The sequence below is a fragment of the Paenibacillus hunanensis genome (assembly GCF_034055775.1).
GTDB lineage: Bacteria > Bacillota > Bacilli > Paenibacillales > Paenibacillaceae > Saccharibacillus > Saccharibacillus hunanensis.
Window position 1 is genome coordinate 4,978,402 of sequence record NZ_CP139194.1, and the last position, 20,465, is coordinate 4,998,866.

Genomic DNA, 20,465 nt, shown 5'->3' on the forward strand with positions numbered 1-20,465 from the left:
TTAACCCCGAAGCAGTGACACAATATCAGAGGATACTTTGTCAATGCCCTGTTCGCCATCAATGTCTCTCAGCAGGCCTTGATCACCGTAGTAAGTCAACAGCGGGGCAGTTTTGTTGCCGTACTCGTCAAGACGAGTCGCTACGCTTTCTTCGTTATCATCAGGTCTCTGGTAGAGCTCACCACCATCAAGATCGCAAATGCCCTCTTGTTTTGGTGGATTGAAAACAATGTGATACGTAGCGCCGCATGTTCTGCAAATGCGTCGTCCGGTAATGCGAACGAGCAGCTTATCGCGGTCTACCTTCAGATTGATTACGTGGTCCAGCTTACGGTCCATTGCTGCCAGCATGTTGTCGAGCGCTTCAGCCTGAGCCAGCGTTCTTGGATAACCGTCAAGCAAAAAACCTTTCTCACAATCAGGTTGAGCGAGTCGCTCTTCCACAATTCCGTTGGTTACGTCATCCGGTACAAGCAGACCTTGATCGATGTAGGACTTCGCCTTTACACCAATAGGTGTCTCCTGCTTGATCGCCAGACGAAATGCATCGCCTGTCGAGATGTGAGGGATACCAAGCTCCTTAACGATAACAGCAGCTTGAGTTCCTTTACCAGCTCCCGGAGGTCCCATGAATATGATGTTCACGCTACTTCACTCCCCCCAAAACGACTATTGCAAGAACAGCACGGAAAGGTGCCGGTTAGAACGGAATTAACCATTCACCGGAACCTGCCGTCTATTTATTGATAAAACCTTTGTAATGACGTTTGATAAGTTGGCTTTCGATCGTTTTCATCGTATCCAGTGCAACACCGATTACGATGAGAAGCGATGTACCCCCGATTTGAACCGATTTTGGCAAACCGGAAATAGCCCCGAGGAATACCGGTAGTACCGAAATGATTGCCAGGAACAGAGAGCCTGTCATCGTCAAACGTGTCATAACTTTCGTCAGATACGTTGCCGTTGGCTTGCCTGGACGAACACCCGGGATGTAACCACCGTTCTTCTTCATATTATCTGCCATTTGCGTAGGGTTCATTTGTACAAATGTATAGAAAAACGTAAATCCGATAATCATTACTACATACAAGACCATACCCAGCGGTTTGTCATACCACAGATTTGCGGTAATCCATTTTGCCCAACCGTGTGTGGACCAGAAGCTTGCAATAATGATAGGGAATTGAAGCAGGGATACAGCGAAGATTACAGGGATAACACCAGCTGAATTGATCTTCAGCGGGATATGTGTATTCTGACCGCCATACATTTTGTTGCCTACTACGCGTTTTGCATATTGTACCGGAATTTTACGAATACCCTGTTGGATAAAGATAACACCGACTACAATCAAAATTACGACGAGAACAACAACAACCAGCTTGATCACGTTCATGAACGTCTGGCCCTGAGCTAAGAAATCTGATTGAATCATATCGCGGATGTGCTGCGGGATTGCCGCAACGATACCTGCAAAGATAATAATCGAAATCCCGTTACCAATTCCTTTTTCGGTGATTTGCTCACCTAGCCACATCAAGAAAGATGTACCGGCAGTCAATACGATAGCAATAAGAGCGTAACTCCAGAACGTAGCGCCTGGAATCATCTCTGTATTGTATAAACGGTTAAAACCGATAGACGTACCAAAAGCCTGGATCAGACCCAAAATGATTGTACCATAACGGGTGACCTGCGCCAGTTTCTTTTTACCGTGTTCCCCTTGTTTAGCCCATTCCGCAAATTTCGGAATAACATCCATCGACAGTAACTGTACGATGATGGATGCGGTGATATACGGCATGATTCCGAGGGCAAAGATCGAGAAACGAGACAATGCACCACCGGAGAAAGTGTTTAGAAGACCGAACAATTCTTGCCCCTGGTTATTTACAGCAGTGAAAACTTCCGTGTTTACTCCAGGTACTGGTACGAACGAACCGATACGGTAGACAATCAGCACCAGCAAAGTAAAAAGTATCCGATTTCTAAGGTCTTCCACCCGCCATATATTCTTCAGGGTCTTGAACATTAGATCACCTCGGTTTTACCGCCGGCAGCCTCGATCTTCTCTACCGCAGATTGAGAGAACTTATTCGCTTTTACAGTCAGTTTTACAGTCAGATCACCGTTACCGAGGATCTTAATGCCGCTCTTCGCGTTTTTGACCATACCTTGTTCCATCAAGAACTCCGGAGTCACTTCTGTGTCAGCAGCCAGACTGTTCAGTTCAGCTACATTTACCAGAGCGTACTCTTTACGGGTAGGGTTAACAAATCCACGTTTTGGCAAACGACGATACAATGGGTTTTGACCGCCTTCAAATCCTGGACGAACGCCACCGCCAGAGCGGGAGTTTTGTCCTTTGTGACCACGACCCGATGTTTTACCTGTACCGCTACTAGTACCACGACCTACGCGTTTGCGTTCTTTGCGGGAACCAGGAGCTGGAGAAAGCTCATGCAATTTCATCGTTCGTTGCACCTCCTTATTGATAATAGGCTAATCTTTCGATCAATTAGCCTTGAATTTCTTTTACAGATACCAAGTGTTTTACTTGGTTAACCATGCCGCGGATTGCAGCATTGTCTTCTTGAATGACCGAATGGTTCAGCTTACGCAGACCCAAAGTTTTCACAGTAACACGTTGTGTTTCTGGACGGCCGATCACGCTACGGACGAGGGTAATTTCCAATTTAGCCATGTGATTCCCTCCTTAACCGAGCAGCTCTTCGATTGTTTTTCCACGCAGTTTAGCTACGTCTTCAGCACGTTTCAGGCGAGACAAGCCTTCCAGTGTAGCATTAACCATGTTCATGGAATTCGAAGAACCCAGGGATTTTGTCAAGATGTCGCCTACGCCAGCGAGTTCCAGAACAGCACGAACTGGACCACCAGCGATAACGCCAGTACCTTCCGATGCTGGTTTCAGCATAACGCGGCCTGCGCCGAATTTACCGTTTACCAGGTGAGGAATTGTTGTTCCTACGAGTGGAACGTGGATCAGGTTTTTCTTAGCATCTTCGATACCTTTACGGATCGCGTCAGGTACCTCGCCAGCTTTACCCAAACCAGCACCAACCCAGCCTTTACCATCGCCTACTACTACCAATGCGCTAAAGCTAAAGCGACGTCCGCCCTTTACTACTTTAGCAACACGGTTGATGTGAACTACTCTTTCAGTCAGTTCCAAAGTATTTGGATCAATACGCAAGTCGTTTACCTCCTTTTTGCAATAGATTAGAATTGAAGACCCGCTTCACGAGCTGCATCTGCCAGGGCTTTAATCCGTCCGTGATACAAATAGCCACCGCGATCGAATACTACAACCTCGTGTCCTTTGTCTTTCGCACGTTTTGCGATCAGTTCGCCAACTTGAGCAGCTGCTTCTACGCTACCGCCGTTTTTGATTTCGCCGATCTCTTTATCCAGAGTGGAAGCAGAAACGAGAGTTACGCCAGCCACGTCATCGATCAATTGAGCATAAATGTGTTTGGAAGAACGGAACACGTTCAGACGTGGACGTGCAGCTGTACCAGTGATGTTCTTACGAACACGCAGGTGTCTTTTCAGACGAGCTTTGTTTTTATCCGCTTTAGTAATCATGACTTATCTTTCACTCCTTTCATTATACATGAGCTAGCTTCAAGCTAAGCAGCTTGGGGTAATTCAAAATTATCCCCTAGCTTACTTCTTCTTACCAGCTTTACCTTCTTTACGCAGAATGCGTTCGCCTTCGTACTTGATACCTTTACCTTTATACGGCTCTGGTTCACGAACGGAACGGATTTTCGCAGCATAAGCACCTACGCGCTCTTTATCGATACCGTTAACGACGATACGTGTGTTCGAAGGAACATCGAATTCGATGCCAGCTTCTGGAGTGATTTCTACCGGGTGAGAGTAACCAACGTTCAGAACGATTTTATCGCCAGATTTGCTTGCGCGGTATCCGACACCAACCAGTTCCAGGGCTTTGGAGAAACCAGTAGTTACTCCGCTTACCATGTTGCTTACTACGCTGCGTGTAGTTCCGTGCAGGGAACGATGCAGTTTGTTGTCAGAAGGACGCTCAATCGTGATCACGTTACCTTCGATGACTACTTTCATATCTTGGTGAAGTTCACGGGACAGGCTTCCTTTCGGACCTTTCACCGTAAGAGTAGTGTTGTTCAGAGTCACCTCTACACCACTTGGTACTTCAATTGGTTTACGACCAATACGGGACATTGCATTGCACCTCCTTATTTTATGACGTCAATTACCAAACGTAGCAAATAACTTCGCCGCCGCTTTTTGCTTGACGAGCCTCTTTATCAGTTACTACTCCACCGGAAGTAGAGATGATCGCGATTCCGAGTCCACCAAGAACGCGAGGAACCTCGTTGCTCTTTGTGTAAACACGAAGTCCTGGTTTACTGATACGTTTCAGGCCAGTAATTACGCGCTCGTTATTTTGACCGTACTTCAGGAAGATACGGATAATTCCTTGTTTGTTGTCCTCAACGAATTCAGCATCACGGATGAAGCCTTCGCGCTTCAGAATATCAGCGATTTGCTTTTTCATTTTGGAAGCTGGAACTTCTACTGTTTCGTGACGCACTGTATTGGCGTTACGAATACGTGTAAGCATATCAGCAATTGGATCTGACATAGACATGTGTGTGAACCTCCTTCCTGTTAATCAATGATTTACCAGCTTGCTTTTTTCACGCCAGGAATCTGGCCTTTGTACGCCAATTCGCGGAAGCAAATACGGCAGATTTTAAACTTTTGCAAAACGGAATGTGGACGACCACAACGTTCGCAACGAGTGTAAGCACGCACTTTGAACTTCGGAGTACGCTGTTGTTTTACTTTCATTGAAGTTTTAGCCACTTCGCCTGACACCTCCTAAAGATTTTCGGAGAAAAAGGGGCTTATATTAGAACCCCGTACTTAGACCATCTTATTTTACGAAAGGCATTCCCAGTTGAGTCAGAAGCTCACGGGACTCTTCGTCTGTTTTCGCAGTTGTTACGATAACGATATCCATACCACGTACTTTATCGACTTTATCGTACTCGATCTCTGGGAAGATCAGTTGTTCTTTCAGACCCAGTGTGTAGTTACCACGACCGTCGAACGCTTTGGAAGAAACACCACGGAAGTCACGTACGCGAGGCAGTGTAACGTTAACCAGTTTGTCCAGGAAGTAGTACATGCGGTCACCGCGCAGTGTTACTTTAACACCGATTGGCATACCTTCACGCAGCTTAAATCCAGCGATGGATTTTTTAGCGCGAGTGATAACTGGCTTTTGACCAGCGATCAGTTGAAGATCGTTTACAGCAGAATCCAAAACTTTGGAGTTCGATACCGCTTCGCCCACACCCATGTTGATAACGATTTTCTCAACTTTAGGTACTTGCATTACCGTTTTGTATTGAAACTTCGTAGTCAGAGCAGGAACGATTTCGTTCAGGTACATATCTTTCATTCTTGAAGCCATTGGGGAAGGTCCTCCTTTCTTTAACAGTAGTTATTAATCGATTGTATCGCCGGAGCGCTTAGCCACACGAACTTTCTTGCCGTTGTCCAGTGTTTTGTAACCAACGCGGGTTACTTTCTTTCCGTCCTTTGGATCAACGTGCATTACGTTAGACACGTGGATAGGTGCTTCTTGCTCAATGCGTCCACCTTGCGGGTTCAGCTGAGACGGTTTTTGGTGCTTCGTAATCATGTTCACACCTTCAACCAGCACGCGGTTTTCACGAGGATAAGCAGCGATGATGCGACCTTTTTTACCTTTGTCTTTACCGCTGATTACGATAACCGTGTCGTCCTTTTTAACGTGCAGCTTGTTGTTGTGGGATTCCAAAACCTTTTTCACTTTAGCCATTTCTGTACACCTCCTATAACTCACTCAGGCACAGGGCCCTATATCGGAATCGTTTAGATGACTTCTGGAGCCAGGGAAACGATTTTCATGTAATCGCGATCGCGCAGTTCACGAGCAACTGGTCCAAAGATACGAGTACCACGAGGGCCTTTATCGTCTTTGATTACCACTGCTGCGTTTTCGTCAAATGCGATGTAAGAACCGTCTTTACGACGCACAGAGCTCTTCGTACGAACAACTACTGCTTTAACAACATCACCCTTTTTGACAACGCCGCCTGGTGTTGCTTGTTTTACAGAACATACGATAGTGTCACCGATTGCAGCTGTACGACGTCCAGTACCACCCAATACGCGGATACACATCAGTTCTTTTGCGCCGGAGTTATCGGCTACAGCCAAACGTGTAAATGGTTGAATCATTTCTAGTTCCTCCTTCCGGGCAGCTTATCGTTAATCATCAAATGATGACTGCTTCTTCTACGATCTCCACGAGTCTCCAGTTTTTGTCTTTCGACAGTGGACGAGTTTCCATGATTTTAACAGTGTCACCGATTTTCGCAGTGTTGTTTTCATCATGAGCTTTGAATTTTTTAGTGTACTTAATGCGTTTGTGGTACAGGTCATGCTTTTTGTAAGTTTCTACAGCTACAACGATTGTTTTGTCCATCTTGTCGCTGACAACTTTACCTACCTGCACTTTACGGGCATTACGTTCGCTCATAGTGGGCCTCCTCCCTTGCTGACGGGCTCACAGTCCGTCAAATATTGGATATTATGAAGTAATTCCGAGTTCTCTTTCACGAACTACTGTTTTAGCACGTGCAATTTGCTTGCGGACAGCGCTAATGCGAGTAGGATTATCCAATTGACCGGTAGCAAGTTGAAAGCGCAGGTTAAAGAGTTCCTCTTTAAAACCAGCAATCTTTTGCTCGATTTCAGCAGTGGTAAGGTTGCGCAATTCATTAGCCTTCATTTGCTTCACCACCCAATTCTTCACGTTTCACAAACTTAGTTTTAACAGGCAGCTTATGGGAAGCCAGACGCATTGCTTCACGCGCGATTTCCTCAGATACGCCGGCAAGTTCAAACATGATTTTTCCTGGTTTTACGATGGCAACCCATTTTTCTACGTTACCTTTACCGCTACCCATACGAACCTCAAGAGGTTTTTGAGTGATTGGCTTATCCGGGAAAATTTTGATCCATACTTTACCACCACGTTTGATATAACGAGTCATAGCAATACGGGCAGCTTCGATCTGACGGTTTGTTACCCAAGCAGGTTCCAGGGACTGCAGACCAAATTCACCAAAGTTCAGTTCAGTACCGCCTTTAGCGCGTCCTTTCATACCTGGACGATGCTGTTTACGGTGTTTTACACGTTTAGGTACCAACATGATTAGTTGCCTCCTTCCTGAGCAGCTTGTTTCTTAGCCGTAGGAAGAACCTCGCCACGATAGATCCATACTTTTACGCCGATACGACCGTAAGTAGTATGAGCTTCAGCTGTACCATAGTCGATATCAGCACGAAGTGTATGCAGTGGAACAGTTCCTTCGCTATAACCTTCGGAACGGGCGATTTCAGCACCGCCAAGACGTCCGCTAACGGCTGTTTTAATACCTTTAGCGCCAGAGCGCATAGTTCTTTGAATCGATTGTTTCAGAGCACGACGGAAAGAAACGCGACGTTCCAGTTGTTGTGCAATGCTTTCAGCAACGAGAGTTGCATCCAGATCTTGGTTCTTGATTTCGGAAATGTTGATGTGAACTTTTTTACCGCCCGCAATTTTAGTTACTTCGTTACGAAGAACTTCAACTTCGGAACCACCGCGTCCGATAACCATACCTGGTTTTGCGGTGTGGATTGTTACGTTCACACGATTAGCCGCTCTCTCGATTTCGATACGGGAGACAGCGGACTCCTTCAGTTTCTTCTTCAGGTATTCACGAATCTTAACGTCTTCCAGAAGAAGATCGCCAAAATCTTTACCAGCATACCATTTAGATTCCCAGTCACGGATAATACCTACACGCAATCCGATGGGATTTACCTTTTGGCCCACACGTTTTCCCTCCTTTTATTTTTCAGTTACCACCAAAGAAATGTGGCTAGTACGTTTGTTGATCTTACTTGCGCGTCCCATTGCACGAGGGCGGAAACGTTTCAAAGTAGGACCTTGGTTTACGTAAACCTCAGAAATGAACAGGCTGTTCACGTCCACAGATTCGTTTTTCTCGGAGCTGATGAACTCAGCGTTTGCGATTGCGGAATTGAGCAACTTCTCAACTACCGGAGACGCAGATTTTGGTGTGTGACGCAGAATTGCGATCGCTTCACCAACTTGCTTACCGCGGATCAGATCAACAACGAGTTGAACTTTGCGCGGAGCGATGCGTACAAACTTTGCATGTGCTTTCGCTTGCATTGCGTGACCTCCTCTCTTACTGTTACCACTCTATATTAACGTCTTGTTTTTCTGTCGTCATCAGTGTGACCTTTGTACGTACGAGTTGGAGCAAACTCACCGAGTTTGTGACCTACCATATCCTCAGTTACGTATACAGGCACGTGCTTGCGTCCATCATAGACTGCAAATGTGTGTCCGATGAATTGTGGGAAAATTGTAGAGCGACGGGACCAAGTTTTGATCACTGCTTTTTTGCTATCAGCATCCAGCACTTCTACTTTTTTCAGCAAGTATCCATCCACGAAAGGACCTTTTTTAAGACTACGGCTCATCGTTGAAATCCTCCCTTCACTGTTCATGCTTCTTTAACCGGGTACATCAGTCACGCACAAAGATTACTTCGTGCGGCGACGAATGATGTATTGATCGGAAGCTTTACCTTTTTTACGAGTTTTGTAGCCAAGAGTTGGTTTACCCCATGGCGACATTGGAGATTTACGACCGATAGGAGCTTTACCTTCACCACCACCGTGTGGGTGATCGTTAGGGTTCATAACTACGCCTCGAACTTGTGGACGTTTGCCCAACCAGCGGTTACGACCAGCTTTACCGATTTTAACCAATTCGTGATCTTCGTTACCTACGGAACCGATTGTAGCGCGGCATACTTTCAGTACGCGACGTACTTCACCGGAAGACAGGCGGATAGATACGTATTTTTCTTCTTTACCAAGCAATTGGGCTTCCGTACCAGCTGCGCGAACGAGCTGACCACCTTTACCTGGTTTCAATTCGATGTTGTGGATAACTGTACCAACCGGAATGTTTTCCAGTGGAAGGGAGTTACCGATTTTGATATCAGCGTCCGGACCGGAGAATACTTGATCTCCAACTTTCAGTCCTTTTGGAGCGATGATGTAGCGCTTTTCACCATCTGCATAGTGCAGCAGTGCGATGTTGGAAGTACGGTTTGGATCGTACTCGATTGTAGCAACGCGACCTGGTATTCCATCCTTGTTGCGTTTGAAGTCGATGATACGGTATTTACGTTTGTGTCCGCCGCCGTGGTGACGAACAGTGATTTTACCTTGGTTGTTGCGTCCAGCTTTTTTGAAAAGTGGAGCCAGCAACGTTTTCTCCGGTTGATTCGTTGTAATCTCTTCGAATGTAGAAACACTCATATTACGACGAGCCGGCGATGTCGGTTTGTACTTTTTAATAGGCACAGGTTGTCCCTCCTTACTCTACAGATTCAAAAAACTCTAGCGGTTTGCTATCAGAAGTCAAAGTTACGATAGCTTTTTTCCATTCGGAAGTATAACCATTGTAACGACCATAGCGTTTTGGTTTAGCAGGCATGCGAAGAGTGTTAACTTTCGACACTTTCACTTTGAAGATTTCTTCAATTGCCTTTTTGATTTCGGTTTTGTTAGAACGAATGTCTACTTCGAAAGCATATTTCAATTCGCTCATATACTCAGCAGTGCGCTCAGTAATTACCGGACGCTTAATGATATCACGAGGATCCTTCATTACGCGAACACCTCCTGTACCTTCTGAACTGCATCCTTAGTCAGAATCAGTTTGTCGTGCACGAGCACGTCGAGAACATTCACACCATCAGCTGCAACAAATTTAACGCCTGGGATGTTACGAGCGGACAGAGCAACGTTGTTGTCGTATTCCGAAGCAACTACCAGTGCTTTGCGGTCTACGTTCAGGTTGTTCAGAATCGCTACGAATTCTTTTGTTTTTGGAGTGTTCAGAGTCAGAGCATCCAGAACGATGATTTCGTTAGCAATTACTTTAGAAGACAGGGCCGATTTGATCGCCAGACGACGAACTTTTTTAGGCAGTTTGAAAGCATAGCTACGCGGAGTTGGTCCGAATACTACGCCGCCGCCTTTCCATTGTGGGGAGCGGATAGAACCCTGACGGGCACGTCCAGTTCCTTTTTGTTTCCAAGGTTTGCGTCCACCACCGCGTACTTCAGAACGTCCTTTAACTTTGTGAGTACCCAGACGAAGGGAAGCGCGTTGCATAACTACTGCATCGTGGAGCACGCTGGCATTAGGCTCGATACCGAATACGGAATCGCTCAATTCGATTTCGCCTACTTGTTTGCCATCAATGCTGTAAAGTGCTACTTTTGGCATTTCATGTTCCTCCTTTCTTTTTTACTTATTTCTTCACCGTTTCTTTTACTTTAACGAAGCTGTTTTTCGGGCCTGGGATGGAGCCTTTAACGAGGATTACGTTACGCTCAGCATCGACGCGAATAACTTCAAGACGTTGGATCGTTACTGTATCATGACCCATATGTCCTGGCAGACGTTTACCTTTTGGTACACGGTTAGCCTGGATGGAACCCATGGAACCTGGTCTACGATGGTAACGGGAACCGTGAGACATTGGTCCGCGGCTTTGACCCCAACGTTTAATTACGCCGGCAAAACCTTTACCTTTGGAAATACCCGTTACATCAACGAATTCACCTTCAGCAAACAAATCTGCTTTCAGTTCCTGTCCAACCTCGACACTAGCGAGATCAACATTGCGAATTTCGCGAACGTAGCGCTTAGGCACAGTGTTTGCTTTAGTAGCATGTCCTGCTTCCGGTTTGTTTGCGCGATTAGCTTTCTTGTCGGCAAAACCGATTTGTACCGCTTCGTATCCGTCATTTTCCAGGTCTTTCTTCTGCAGAACCACACATGGTCCAGCTTCGATAACCGTTACAGGAATAACGTTACCTTCCGCGGTAAAGACTTGAGTCATACCCAGTTTTCTTCCTAAGATACCTTTCATGTTGACACCTCTTTCTACTTTCCGTAGTACCACAATCTATGTGGATTACAATTTAATTTCGATATCTACGCCAGACGGTAAGTCCAGACGCATCAGAGCATCCACAGTTTGTGGAGTTGGGTTTACAATATCGATCAAACGTTTATGTGTACGTTGTTCGAATTGTTCACGAGAATCTTTGTATTTATGCACCGCACGGAGAATAGTGATTACTTGCTTCTCAGTTGGCAGCGGGATCGGTCCGGATACTCCTGCGCCGGAACGTTTAGCCGTTTCAACGATTTTCTCTGCGGATTGATCAAGAATTCTGTGATCGTAAGCTTTCAAGCGAATACGAATTTTCTGCTTTGCCATTTTAGTCCCTCCTTCTATCGCCCAATTTATTATCGGACATACTCCGTGAAAATTTTCCGACCGCACCGCTCATGGCAAAGGAGCCGGGTGTGTCAGTAACCTCTCACATCATCGCAACGTCTCAGCACAACATTAACTATTATATATGATGAGTTAGCATTGACGCAAGCCTTTTTTGAAACTTTTCCATAAAAAAATAAGACCTGCTTCACAATGAAGGAAGCAGGCCTTATCTACACGTTCGATTAGGATACAATGTTGCTTCGTTACAATACAATGTTGCTTATAGGAATCTTCCTGATCTCTTACGAGACTACAAGGAAAGATTTATTATTTGGAGATGCTAGCAACCGCGCCAGCGCCTACAGTACGTCCGCCTTCGCGAATCGCGAAGCGAGTACCTTCTTCGATAGCAATTGGGTTGATCAGGGATACGCTAACAGTGATGTTATCACCAGGCATAACCATTTCAGTACCTTCTGGCAGAGTGATGATACCCGTTACGTCAGTTGTACGGAAGTAGAACTGTGGACGGTAACCACTGAAGAAAGGCTTGTGACGGCCACCTTCTTCTTTTGTCAGAACGTAAACCTGAGCGGAGAACTCAGTGTGTGGGTTAACGGAACCCGGTTTGGACAGTACTTGTCCACGCTCGATTTGAGTACGATCAACACCACGCAGCAGTGCGCCGATGTTGTCACCCGCTTGAGCGGAATCCAGCAATTTACGGAACATTTCTACGCCCGTAACAACGGATTTTTTAGTTTCTTCGTGGATACCAACGATTTCGATTTCATCGCCGACTTTAACCACACCACGCTCTACGCGACCAGTAGCAACTGTACCGCGACCAGTGATGGAGAATACGTCCTCGACAGGCATCAGGAAAGGCTTGTCAGTTTCGCGTTCTGGAGTTGGGATGTAAGTATCGATTGTTTCGAACATTTCAACAATCTTCTTAGCCCACTCACCATCAGGGTTTTGCAGAGCTTCACGAGCAGAACCACGAGTGATTGGAGTGTCGTCGCCTGGGAATTCGTACTCGCTCAGCAGGTCGCGAACTTCCATTTCAACCAGTTCCAGCAGCTCTTCGTCTTCAACCATATCACATTTGTTCAGGAATACTACGATGTAAGGAACGCCTACTTGGCGGGACAGCAGGATGTGTTCACGAGTCTGTGGCATTGGGCCGTCAGCTGCGGATACAACCAGGATCGCTCCGTCCATTTGTGCAGCACCAGTGATCATGTTTTTAACATAGTCGGCGTGACCTGGGCAGTCAACGTGTGCGTAGTGACGGTTAGGAGTTTCGTACTCTACGTGTGCAGTAGAGATAGTGATACCGCGCTCGCGCTCTTCTGGAGCTTTATCGATTTGGTCGAATGCTACAGCAGCACCGCCGTAAGTTTTGGACAGTACAGTTGTGATTGCAGCTGTCAGAGTTGTTTTACCATGGTCGACGTGACCGATAGTACCGATGTTAACGTGCGGTTTATTACGTTCAAATTTAGCCTTTGCCATTTTAAACATTTCCTCCTTAAAGGTAGTGTTGTAGTGTATTGAAATAAGTACGGAATGCAATTCAGAAAGCGGTCAACCCGCTCTCTGCACATCCCATAGGTAAAAACGAAGATTGGGCGTATTAGCCGTTAGCTTTTGCGCTAACTGCTTCAGCAATGCTCTTAGGCACTTCTTCGTAATGAGAAAGTTCCATGGAGAACACGCCGCGTCCCTGTGTACCGGAACGAAGTGTTGTGGAATAACCAAACATTTCGGACAGAGGTACTTTAGCACGGATAATTTGAGTACCGTTACGGGAATCCATACCTTCGATACGGCCGCGACGGGAGTTCAGCATACCCATTACGTCACCCATGTACTCTTCTGGTACTGTAACTTCAACTTTCATGATTGGCTCCAGCAGGACAGGTTTACACTTGTCTTTTGCGGATTTCAATGCCATCGAACCGGCAATTTTAAATGCCATCTCGTTGGAATCGACATCATGATAAGATCCGTCTACAATTGTAGCTTTAACGTCTACAACCGGGAAGCCTGCAAGAACACCGTTCTTCATTTGCTCCTCGATACCTGCGAGTGCAGGACCAACGTATTCTCTTGGTACGGAACCACCGACGATTTTGCTTTCGAATTGGTTACCAGTACCTGCTTCGAGAGGTTCGAATTCAACCCATACGTGACCGTATTGACCACGACCACCGGATTGACGTACGAATTTACCTTCGACGCGAGCTGGCTGACGGAATGTTTCACGATAAGCAACCTGAGGTTGACCTACGTTAGTTTCAACCTTGAACTCACGACGCATACGGTCGATGATGATATCAAGGTGAAGCTCACCCATACCTGCCAGGATCGTTTGACCTGTTTCTTCGTTAGTCGAAGCGCGCAGAGTAGGATCTTCTTCTGTCAGTTTGCCCAGAGCAGTAGCCATTTTGTCTTGGTCTGCTTTGGTTTTAGGTTCTACAGCGATTTCGATAACCGGATCAGGGAAGTTCATGGACTCCAGAATGATCGGGTGTTTCTCATCACACAGTGTATCACCTGTTCCTGTATCTTTCAAACCTACAGCGGCAGCGATGTCACCAGCGTATACTACGCTGATTTCTTCACGGCTGTTGGCGTGCATCTGCAGGATACGACCGATACGTTCGCGTTTGCCTTTAGTAGCATTCACAACGTAAGAACCGGATTGCAGTACACCAGAGTATACACGGAAGAATGTCAGTTTACCAACATAAGGGTCAGTCATGATTTTGAATGCCAGTGCAGAGAACGGCTCTTCATCCGAGGAATGACGAACTTCTTCTGTACCATCTTCGAGCTCACCTTTGATCGCCGGTACATCCAGAGGAGACGGCAGGTAGTCGATTACAGCATCCAACATCGGCTGAACACCTTTGTTGCGGTAAGAGGAACCACAGATTACTGGGAAGATCTTAACGTCACAAACACCTTTACGGAGAGCAGCTTTGATCTCGTCGATTGTCAGCTCTTCACCTTCGAGGTATTTCATCATCAGGTCTTCGTCCAGTTCTGCAACTTTCTCTACCAGTTCCATGCGAAGCTCTTCAACAGTATCTTTCAGATCGGCTGGGATCTCGATATCTACCGGATCTTTACCCAGATCGTCTTTGTACTGGATAGCTTTCATTTCAACGATATCAATGATACCAACGAAGTCGTTTTCAGCACCGATTGGCAGCTGAATTGCAACTGCATTAGCTTGCAGACGCTCACGCATGTCTTTAACAACATTCAGGTAGTCTGCACCAATGATATCCATCTTGTTAACATAAGCGATACGAGGTACACCATAACGGTCTGCTTGTCTCCAAACAGTCTCGGATTGTGGCTCAACGCCCTCTTTCGCACTAAATACGCCTACGGCCCCGTCCAATACACGCAGGGAACGTTCTACTTCAACGGTGAAGTCAACGTGACCTGGAGTATCAATGATATTAACGCGGTGGCCCTTCCACTGAGCAGTTGTAGCAGCGGACGTGATAGTGATACCACGCTCTTGCTCTTGCTCCATCCAGTCCATAGTCGCAGCACCCTCGTGAACTTCACCGATTTTGTGCGTACGGCCTGTGTAGAACAGGATACGTTCTGTAGTGGTTGTTTTACCAGCGTCAATGTGTGCCATGATACCGATATTACGTGTATTTTTCAAGGAGAACTCTCTTGCCATGAATAGGTACTCCCTTCAAAAATATGAATTTTTGAAAACAGGCTTGAATCCTACCAGCGGTAGTGTGCGAATGCTTTGTTCGCTTCAGCCATTTTGTGTGTGTCTTCGCGTTTCTTCACGGATGCGCCAGTGTTGTTGGATGCATCGATGATCTCAGCAGCCAAACGCTCTTCCATAGTCTTCTCGCCGCGGTTGCGGGAGTAGTTTACGAGCCAACGCAGACCAAGGGAAGTACGTCTCTCCGGCTTAACTTCGATAGGTACTTGATAGTTAGCACCACCGACACGGCGAGCTTTAACTTCGAGAACTGGCATGATGTTTTTGATTGCCGCCTCGAATACTTCCATAGGATCATTTCCTGTACGTTCTTGAATCAGGTTGAACGCATTATAAAGAATGCTTTGAGCAACTCCACGTTTTCCGTCGATCATGATGCGGTTAATCAGGCGAGTAACAAGCTTGCTGTTATACACCGGATCCGGCAGCACGTCTCTTTTGGTAACTGGGCCTTTTCTTGGCATGTTTATCCCCCTTTCTTAAATATGCAGTGCTATTGTCTGCACGATCACTAAATTATTTCTTTTCTTTCGGACGTTTTGTACCATATTTGGAGCGAGCCTGCATGCGGTTGTTAACACCCGCTGTATCCAGAGCACCACGAACGATATGGTAACGAACCCCTGGTAAGTCTTTTACACGACCACCGCGTACGAGTACTACGCTGTGCTCTTGCAAGTTGTGACCGATACCTGGAATGTAAGCAGTAACCTCGATACGGTTAGTCAAACGTACACGGGCATACTTACGAAGCGCGGAGTTCGGTTTTTTCGGAGTCATCGTACCTACACGAGTACAAACACCACGTTTTTGTGGAGCACTCAGGTTTGTCTCTTGACGTTTCAGAGCGTTAAACCCTTTTTGCAGTGCAGGAGACTTCGATTTCTCGATTTTCGCTTGGCGTCCTTTACGGACCAATTGATTAATAGTTGGCATTGTATTGCCACCTCCTTCCAATATGTTTGAGCCTTTTGTAAACCGTCTGTTAAGCCCACAGACCCAGGCGGTTCATAAAAGGACAAATGAAAAGTTTTTGCCTGTCCCTCGACCTGCAAAAACGTTCCTGACTTCCTTTATTTAAGGACGACAGCCATCGCACTTCCAACTTCAATCCCGCAAGCTTTGCCGAGCTCCTTCATCGTCTCCACATAGGTGACTTTGACGTTATGCTTCTCACATAGCTGTACGATCTTGGTAATTAGATGCTGTTCTGCATCCTGCGCAATATAGACTTCTTCAGCCTGGCCTTGCTCAACATTTCGCATTGTCTGCTTCGTGCCGATCTTGATCCGGGCATCCTGTAATCCTTTATCATTAGTCATCTTACGATTCCCTCCAAAAGATCAGGGATAACGTTCTATTCACGCACCTTTGCTATAGTAGCATTACCTTAGGCCAGGTGTCAATACATAAATGAATTTGATTCTAAAAGATTATGACAATATTAAACGCCAACGTATACCAAACACAAAATGGAAACCCGTCCGGAAAAAGGAAAACCCTTCTCCCGTCCGGATTCTCTTTTGAAGTAGCTACAATTATTATCTAACTGTAGCTACTGTATTTCAACACCTGAAGCTAAGCTCCGATCGACTACTCGACCGTTACAGTTTCCAGGTTTTCTTCGTTGCCTTCCAGTTGCTCTGGCTCTTCGAACTTAACGCTACGGTAACGGTTCATACCTGTTCCGGCAGGAATCAGTTTACCGATAATAACGTTCTCTTTGAGGCCGAGCAGCTTGTCGACTTTACCTTTGATTGCAGCATCAGTCAGGACACGAGTCGTCTCCTGGAACGATGCAGCGGACAGGAAGGAGTCAGTCTCCAGAGAAGCCTTCGTAATACCGAGCAATACCGGTTTCGCAACAGCAGGTTCACGATCTGCAATGATTGCCACTTTGTTTGCATCTTCATACTCATACATGTCAACAAAGGAGCCTGGCAGCAGTGTCGTTTCGCCGTTATCTACGATACGGATTTTGCGCAGCATTTGACGGATCATAACCTCAACGTGTTTATCGTTGATTTCTACGCCCTGGTTACGATATACGCGTTGAACTTCTTGCAGAATGTAGTTCTGCACACCGCGAATACCTTTAATACGTAGCATTTCTTTCGGGTCGATCGAACCTTCAGTCAGCTCGTCCCCTGCTTCGATCTCAGCGCCTTCGCGTACACGCAGACGGGAACCGTAAGGTACAGAGTAGACTTTCGTTTCTGCTTCGCCTTCGATCTCGATTTCACGACGGTCTTTCGCTTCGCGAATTTCTTTCACGATACCATCAATCTCACTGATTGTAGCCTGACCTTTAGGGTTACGGGCTTCAAACAGCTCCTGGATACGCGGCAAACCTTGTGTGATATCGTCTCCGGCTACACCACCGGTGTGGAACGTACGCATCGTCAACTGTGTTCCTGGCTCACCGATGGATTGGGCAGCGATAATACCAACCGCTTCACCGATCTCCACATGGTTACCAGTTGCCAGGTTACGACCGTAACATTTTTTACATACGCCATGACGCGTACGGCAGCTCAGTACGGAACGAATCTGTACTTTGTTGATGCCAGCAGCAACGATCGCTTCTGCTTTGTCAGAATCGATCAGCTCGTTGCGACCAACGATAATTTCGCCAGTTTCTGGATGACGAACAGTTTCGAAGCAGTAGCGTCCTTCCAGACGATCGTACAGATCCTCGATAACCTCTTTACCATCCTGGATACGACCAACGATGAAGCCTTTATCTGTACCACAATCGTCTTCGCGAACGATTACGTCCTGTGCTACGTCAACAAGGCGGCGAGTCAGGTAACCGGAGTCAGCCGTACGAAGCGCTGTATCCGCCAGACCTTTACGCGCACCGTGAGTGGACAGGAAGTACTCAAGGACTGTCAGACCTTCACGGAAGTTCGATTTGATTGGGAGCTCGATGATCCGACCGGATGGGTTGGCCATCAGACCACGCATACCGCCCAGCTGGGTGATCTGCGATTTGTTACCACGGGCTTTGGAATCAACCATGAGCATGATGGAGTTGTAGCGATCCATCGATTTCATAAGGATATCCGTCAGCTCGTCCTTAGTACGAGACCAGATTTCGATAACACGGTCATAACGCTCTTCATTTGTGATCAGACCACGACGGTATTGGTTCGTAATAACCGCAACCTTTTTATCGGATTCAGCCAAGAGTTCGGTTTTTTCCGGTGGAACCACAACGTCTGACACGGCAACGGTAATACCCGCACGTGTAGAGTATGTGAAACCAAGCTGCTTGATTTTATCCAAAATGACCGAAGTCAATGTTGTATGGTAAATTTCGAAACAACGCGCAATGATGGTACCGAGATATTCTTTACCGATCGCGCCGGTTTGTGGAACAGCCTTCATGAATTCCAGTACGTCTGTACCTTTTTCATAGATGAAGTAGTGATCCGGAATACCTTGATACAGGTTCGCACGAGTCGGCTCGTTGATGTAAGGGAAGGATTCAGGGAAAATCTCGTTGAAGATAATCCGTCCAACCGTCGTTACGAGCAGACCTGTTTGTTGCTTCTCGGTAAAGCTTGTTTTACCCAGAGCTTTTGCCGGAATTGCAACACGAGCATGCAGGGAAGCTGTTCCACGCTGATATGCAGATACCGCTTCGTTCACGGTACGCAGAATCATGCCGGAGCCTTTGGCTTCCATGTTGTCCATTGTCAGGTAGTACGAACCAAGCACCATATCCTGGGATGGTGTAACAACCGGTTTGCCGTCCTTAGGGTTAAGGATGTTACCAGATGCCAGCATCAGCAGGCGTGCTTCAGCTTGTGCTTCAGCAGACAATGGTACGTGAACCGCCATTTGGTCACCGTCAAAGTCAGCGTTGTACGCTGTACATACGAGTGGGTGCAGACGGATCGCGCGGCCTTCAACCAGAATAGGTTCAAATGCCTGGATACCGAGTCTGTGCAGCGTCGGTGCACGGTTCAATAGAACCGGGTGCTCTTTGATTACTTCTTCCAGCACATCCCACACTTCAGGGCTTACGCGTTCAACTTTGCGCTTCGCACTCTTGATGTTGTGTGCCAGACCTTTGTTTACCAGCTCTTTCATAACGAAAGGCTTGAACAGTTCCAGTGCCATTTCTTTTGGCAGACCGCACTGGTACATTTTCAGGTAAGGACCTACGACGATAACGGAACGACCAGAATAGTCGACACGTTTACCGAGCAAGTTCTGACGGAAACGACCCTGTTTACCTTTCAGCATGTGGCTGAGAGATTTCAATGGGCGGTTACCCGGACCTGTTACCGGACGTCCACGACGACCGTTATCGATCAGAGCATCTACCGCTTCTTGCAGCATACGTTTCTCATTTTGTACGATAATGTCAGGCGCGCCCAGATCAAGCAGGCGTTTCAGACGGTTGTTACGGTTGATGACACGACGATACAGATCGTTCAGGTCAGATGTTGCAAAACGTCCGCCATCCAGCTGTACCATTGGACGAATTTCCGGTGGAATAACCGGCAGTACGTCCATAATCATCCAATCTGGAGAGTTGCCGGAATTACGGAATGCTTCGATAACTTCAAGGCGTTTGATCGCACGGTTACGACGTTGACCCTGTGCAGTACGCAGCTCTTCACGCAGGAATTCCAGTTCTTTGTCCAAATCGAGGTCTTGCAGCAATTTTTTAATTGCTTCTGCACCCATACCTGCTTGGAAGCCATAGCCATATTTTTCACGGTAGCTACGGTATTCTTTTTCAGACAGCAGTTGTTTCTTCTCCAGTGGTGTCTCGCCTGGATCCGTAACAACATAAGATGCAAAGTAGATAACTTCCTCAAGGGAACGTGGGGACATGTCCAGTGCCAGACCCATACGGCTCGGGATACCTTTGAAGTACCAGATATGCGATACAGGTGCTGCCAGTTCGATGTGTCCCATACGCTCACGGCGTACTTTTGCACGAGTTACTTCAACGCCACAACGGTCACAAACGACCCCTTTGTAACGTACACGCTTGTATTTACCGCAATGACACTCCCAGTCCTTGGTTGGTCCGAAAATGCGTTCGCAGAACAGACCATCCTTTTCTGGCTTGAGCGTACGGTAGTTGATTGTCTCCGGTTTTTTAACTTCTCCGCGGGACCAAGAACGAATTTTGTCTGGGGAAGCAAGCCCAATTTTCATAAATTCGAAATTGTTAACGTCTATCAAGAGACACCCCTCCTAAGGCCAAATCCTATT

The 20,465-nt window shown here is 46.7% G+C and carries 29 protein-coding genes; all 29 read right to left on the reverse strand.

Annotated elements, in window-relative coordinates; genetic code table 11:
* On the reverse strand, positions 1–645 hold the full coding sequence (locus tag SK066_RS20230; protein WP_188777875.1) for an adenylate kinase: 645 nt from the start codon (positions 643–645) through the stop codon (positions 1–3).
* 91 nt (positions 646–736) lie between these two features.
* A complete protein-coding gene (secY, locus tag SK066_RS20235; protein ID WP_188777877.1) occupies positions 737–2,035 on the reverse strand; it encodes a preprotein translocase subunit SecY in 1,299 nt (432 codons plus the stop codon).
* Positions 2,035–2,475 carry a 50S ribosomal protein L15 gene (gene rplO / locus SK066_RS20240; protein ID WP_188777879.1) on the reverse strand — a complete coding sequence of 147 codons (441 nt, stop codon included), beginning with the start codon at positions 2,473–2,475 and terminating at the stop codon, positions 2,035–2,037. Before rplO ends, secY begins: the two co-directional genes overlap by 1 nt.
* 46 nt (positions 2,476–2,521) lie before the next feature.
* Positions 2,522–2,707, reverse strand: coding sequence for a 50S ribosomal protein L30 (gene rpmD / locus SK066_RS20245; RefSeq protein ID WP_188777881.1), 186 nt, complete (start codon positions 2,705–2,707; stop codon positions 2,522–2,524).
* A gap of 12 nt (positions 2,708–2,719) precedes the next feature.
* On the reverse strand, positions 2,720–3,217 hold the full coding sequence (gene rpsE, locus SK066_RS20250) for a 30S ribosomal protein S5 (protein WP_188777883.1): 498 nt from the start codon (positions 3,215–3,217) through the stop codon (positions 2,720–2,722).
* 26 nt (positions 3,218–3,243) lie between these two features.
* The gene (rplR, locus tag SK066_RS20255; protein ID WP_188777885.1) at positions 3,244–3,609 is read right to left on the reverse strand and encodes a 50S ribosomal protein L18; all 366 of its coding nucleotides are present in this window, start codon (positions 3,607–3,609) and stop codon (positions 3,244–3,246) included.
* An 81-nt stretch (positions 3,610–3,690) separates the two neighbouring features.
* On the reverse strand, positions 3,691–4,233 hold the full coding sequence (rplF, locus tag SK066_RS20260; protein WP_188777887.1) for a 50S ribosomal protein L6: 543 nt from the start codon (positions 4,231–4,233) through the stop codon (positions 3,691–3,693).
* A 31-nt stretch (positions 4,234–4,264) separates the two neighbouring features.
* Positions 4,265–4,663 carry a 30S ribosomal protein S8 gene (rpsH, locus tag SK066_RS20265; protein WP_188777889.1) on the reverse strand — a complete coding sequence of 133 codons (399 nt, stop codon included), beginning with the start codon at positions 4,661–4,663 and terminating at the stop codon, positions 4,265–4,267.
* Positions 4,664–4,695: 32 nt separating this feature from the next.
* On the reverse strand, positions 4,696–4,881 hold the full coding sequence (locus SK066_RS20270; protein ID WP_013312154.1) for a type Z 30S ribosomal protein S14: 186 nt from the start codon (positions 4,879–4,881) through the stop codon (positions 4,696–4,698).
* Between the two features lie 70 nt (positions 4,882–4,951).
* Positions 4,952–5,494: a 50S ribosomal protein L5 gene (gene rplE / locus SK066_RS20275; protein WP_188777891.1), complete on the reverse strand. Its 543-nt coding sequence runs from the start codon at positions 5,492–5,494 to the stop codon at positions 4,952–4,954.
* Positions 5,495–5,527: 33 nt separating this feature from the next.
* Entirely contained in the window at positions 5,528–5,884 is a 357-nt protein-coding gene (gene rplX, locus SK066_RS20280) for a 50S ribosomal protein L24 (RefSeq protein ID WP_229685996.1), read from the reverse strand.
* A 53-nt stretch (positions 5,885–5,937) separates the two neighbouring features.
* A complete protein-coding gene (gene rplN, locus SK066_RS20285; protein ID WP_017815372.1) occupies positions 5,938–6,306 on the reverse strand; it encodes a 50S ribosomal protein L14 in 369 nt (122 codons plus the stop codon).
* Between the two features lie 37 nt (positions 6,307–6,343).
* The gene (gene rpsQ / locus SK066_RS20290) at positions 6,344–6,607 is read right to left on the reverse strand and encodes a 30S ribosomal protein S17 (protein ID WP_188777893.1); all 264 of its coding nucleotides are present in this window, start codon (positions 6,605–6,607) and stop codon (positions 6,344–6,346) included.
* Between the two features lie 51 nt (positions 6,608–6,658).
* On the reverse strand, positions 6,659–6,859 hold the full coding sequence (gene rpmC, locus SK066_RS20295; RefSeq protein ID WP_017815370.1) for a 50S ribosomal protein L29: 201 nt from the start codon (positions 6,857–6,859) through the stop codon (positions 6,659–6,661).
* Positions 6,849–7,283 (reverse strand): 50S ribosomal protein L16, encoded by a 435-nt coding sequence (gene rplP, locus SK066_RS20300; protein ID WP_188777895.1) that lies wholly within the window; start codon positions 7,281–7,283, stop codon positions 6,849–6,851. Before rplP ends, rpmC begins: the two co-directional genes overlap by 11 nt.
* 2 nt (positions 7,284–7,285) lie before the next feature.
* Positions 7,286–7,951 carry a 30S ribosomal protein S3 gene (gene rpsC, locus SK066_RS20305; protein WP_188777897.1) on the reverse strand — a complete coding sequence of 222 codons (666 nt, stop codon included), beginning with the start codon at positions 7,949–7,951 and terminating at the stop codon, positions 7,286–7,288.
* Positions 7,952–7,966: 15 nt separating this feature from the next.
* Positions 7,967–8,314 carry a 50S ribosomal protein L22 gene (gene rplV, locus SK066_RS20310; protein WP_188777899.1) on the reverse strand — a complete coding sequence of 116 codons (348 nt, stop codon included), beginning with the start codon at positions 8,312–8,314 and terminating at the stop codon, positions 7,967–7,969.
* Between the two features lie 35 nt (positions 8,315–8,349).
* Entirely contained in the window at positions 8,350–8,628 is a 279-nt protein-coding gene (gene rpsS, locus SK066_RS20315) for a 30S ribosomal protein S19 (RefSeq protein WP_188777901.1), read from the reverse strand.
* 63 nt (positions 8,629–8,691) lie between these two features.
* Positions 8,692–9,522, reverse strand: coding sequence for a 50S ribosomal protein L2 (gene rplB / locus SK066_RS20320; protein WP_320542793.1), 831 nt, complete (start codon positions 9,520–9,522; stop codon positions 8,692–8,694).
* A gap of 13 nt (positions 9,523–9,535) precedes the next feature.
* The gene (gene rplW, locus SK066_RS20325; protein ID WP_188777907.1) at positions 9,536–9,829 is read right to left on the reverse strand and encodes a 50S ribosomal protein L23; all 294 of its coding nucleotides are present in this window, start codon (positions 9,827–9,829) and stop codon (positions 9,536–9,538) included.
* Positions 9,829–10,452 (reverse strand): 50S ribosomal protein L4, encoded by a 624-nt coding sequence (rplD, locus tag SK066_RS20330; RefSeq protein ID WP_188777909.1) that lies wholly within the window; start codon positions 10,450–10,452, stop codon positions 9,829–9,831. Before rplD ends, rplW begins: the two co-directional genes overlap by 1 nt.
* A 25-nt stretch (positions 10,453–10,477) precedes the next feature.
* A complete protein-coding gene (gene rplC, locus SK066_RS20335; RefSeq protein WP_188777911.1) occupies positions 10,478–11,101 on the reverse strand; it encodes a 50S ribosomal protein L3 in 624 nt (207 codons plus the stop codon).
* Positions 11,102–11,146: 45 nt separating this feature from the next.
* Positions 11,147–11,455 (reverse strand): 30S ribosomal protein S10, encoded by a 309-nt coding sequence (gene rpsJ, locus SK066_RS20340; RefSeq protein WP_009226637.1) that lies wholly within the window; start codon positions 11,453–11,455, stop codon positions 11,147–11,149.
* 330 nt (positions 11,456–11,785) lie between these two features.
* Positions 11,786–12,976 (reverse strand): elongation factor Tu, encoded by a 1,191-nt coding sequence (tuf, locus tag SK066_RS20345; protein ID WP_188777913.1) that lies wholly within the window; start codon positions 12,974–12,976, stop codon positions 11,786–11,788.
* Between the two features lie 121 nt (positions 12,977–13,097).
* Positions 13,098–15,170 carry an elongation factor G gene (gene fusA / locus SK066_RS20350; protein WP_188777914.1) on the reverse strand — a complete coding sequence of 691 codons (2,073 nt, stop codon included), beginning with the start codon at positions 15,168–15,170 and terminating at the stop codon, positions 13,098–13,100.
* A 50-nt stretch (positions 15,171–15,220) separates the two neighbouring features.
* A complete protein-coding gene (rpsG, locus tag SK066_RS20355) occupies positions 15,221–15,691 on the reverse strand; it encodes a 30S ribosomal protein S7 (RefSeq protein ID WP_017815359.1) in 471 nt (156 codons plus the stop codon).
* 52 nt (positions 15,692–15,743) lie between these two features.
* The gene (rpsL, locus tag SK066_RS20360; protein WP_188777916.1) at positions 15,744–16,163 is read right to left on the reverse strand and encodes a 30S ribosomal protein S12; all 420 of its coding nucleotides are present in this window, start codon (positions 16,161–16,163) and stop codon (positions 15,744–15,746) included.
* Between the two features lie 137 nt (positions 16,164–16,300).
* Entirely contained in the window at positions 16,301–16,549 is a 249-nt protein-coding gene (locus SK066_RS20365) for a ribosomal L7Ae/L30e/S12e/Gadd45 family protein (RefSeq protein ID WP_188777918.1), read from the reverse strand.
* A 271-nt stretch (positions 16,550–16,820) separates the two neighbouring features.
* Entirely contained in the window at positions 16,821–20,435 is a 3,615-nt protein-coding gene (rpoC, locus tag SK066_RS20370; RefSeq protein WP_188777920.1) for a DNA-directed RNA polymerase subunit beta', read from the reverse strand.
* Between the last annotated feature and the right edge of the window lie 30 nt (positions 20,436–20,465).

What these genes read in the sequence shown, in the direction of transcription:
- rpsS (WP_188777901.1), bottom strand. Translation starts at nt 8,628, where the DNA reads ATGAGCCGTAGTCTTAAAAAAGGTCCTTTCGTGGATGGATACTTGCTG.
- rpsL (WP_188777916.1), bottom strand. Translation starts at nt 16,163, where the DNA reads ATGCCAACTATTAATCAATTGGTCCGTAAAGGACGCCAAGCGAAAATC.
- SK066_RS20365 (WP_188777918.1), bottom strand. Translation starts at nt 16,549, where the DNA reads ATGACTAATGATAAAGGATTACAGGATGCCCGGATCAAGATCGGCACG.
- rplF (WP_188777887.1), bottom strand. Translation starts at nt 4,233, where the DNA reads ATGTCCCGTATTGGTCGTAAACCAATTGAAGTACCAAGTGGTGTAGAG.
- secY (WP_188777877.1), bottom strand. Translation starts at nt 2,035, where the DNA reads ATGTTCAAGACCCTGAAGAATATATGGCGGGTGGAAGACCTTAGAAAT.
- rpsG (WP_017815359.1), bottom strand. Translation starts at nt 15,691, where the DNA reads ATGCCAAGAAAAGGCCCAGTTACCAAAAGAGACGTGCTGCCGGATCCG.
- rplP (WP_188777895.1), bottom strand. Translation starts at nt 7,283, where the DNA reads ATGTTGGTACCTAAACGTGTAAAACACCGTAAACAGCATCGTCCAGGT.
- rplN (WP_017815372.1), bottom strand. Translation starts at nt 6,306, where the DNA reads ATGATTCAACCATTTACACGTTTGGCTGTAGCCGATAACTCCGGCGCA.
- tuf (WP_188777913.1), bottom strand. Translation starts at nt 12,976, where the DNA reads ATGGCAAAGGCTAAATTTGAACGTAATAAACCGCACGTTAACATCGGT.
- rplR (WP_188777885.1), bottom strand. Translation starts at nt 3,609, where the DNA reads ATGATTACTAAAGCGGATAAAAACAAAGCTCGTCTGAAAAGACACCTG.
- rpmC (WP_017815370.1), bottom strand. Translation starts at nt 6,859, where the DNA reads ATGAAGGCTAATGAATTGCGCAACCTTACCACTGCTGAAATCGAGCAA.
- rplC (WP_188777911.1), bottom strand. Translation starts at nt 11,101, where the DNA reads ATGAAAGGTATCTTAGGAAGAAAACTGGGTATGACTCAAGTCTTTACC.
- rpsQ (WP_188777893.1), bottom strand. Translation starts at nt 6,607, where the DNA reads ATGAGCGAACGTAATGCCCGTAAAGTGCAGGTAGGTAAAGTTGTCAGC.
- rplW (WP_188777907.1), bottom strand. Translation starts at nt 9,829, where the DNA reads ATGAAGGATCCTCGTGATATCATTAAGCGTCCGGTAATTACTGAGCGC.
- rpsH (WP_188777889.1), bottom strand. Translation starts at nt 4,663, where the DNA reads ATGTCTATGTCAGATCCAATTGCTGATATGCTTACACGTATTCGTAAC.
- rplE (WP_188777891.1), bottom strand. Translation starts at nt 5,494, where the DNA reads ATGGCTTCAAGAATGAAAGATATGTACCTGAACGAAATCGTTCCTGCT.
- rpmD (WP_188777881.1), bottom strand. Translation starts at nt 2,707, where the DNA reads ATGGCTAAATTGGAAATTACCCTCGTCCGTAGCGTGATCGGCCGTCCA.
- rplO (WP_188777879.1), bottom strand. Translation starts at nt 2,475, where the DNA reads ATGAAATTGCATGAGCTTTCTCCAGCTCCTGGTTCCCGCAAAGAACGC.
- rplX (WP_229685996.1), bottom strand. Translation starts at nt 5,884, where the DNA reads ATGGCTAAAGTGAAAAAGGTTTTGGAATCCCACAACAACAAGCTGCAC.
- rplV (WP_188777899.1), bottom strand. Translation starts at nt 8,314, where the DNA reads ATGCAAGCGAAAGCACATGCAAAGTTTGTACGCATCGCTCCGCGCAAA.
- fusA (WP_188777914.1), bottom strand. Translation starts at nt 15,170, where the DNA reads ATGGCAAGAGAGTTCTCCTTGAAAAATACACGTAATATCGGTATCATG.
- rplD (WP_188777909.1), bottom strand. Translation starts at nt 10,452, where the DNA reads ATGCCAAAAGTAGCACTTTACAGCATTGATGGCAAACAAGTAGGCGAA.
- rpsJ (WP_009226637.1), bottom strand. Translation starts at nt 11,455, where the DNA reads ATGGCAAAGCAGAAAATTCGTATTCGCTTGAAAGCTTACGATCACAGA.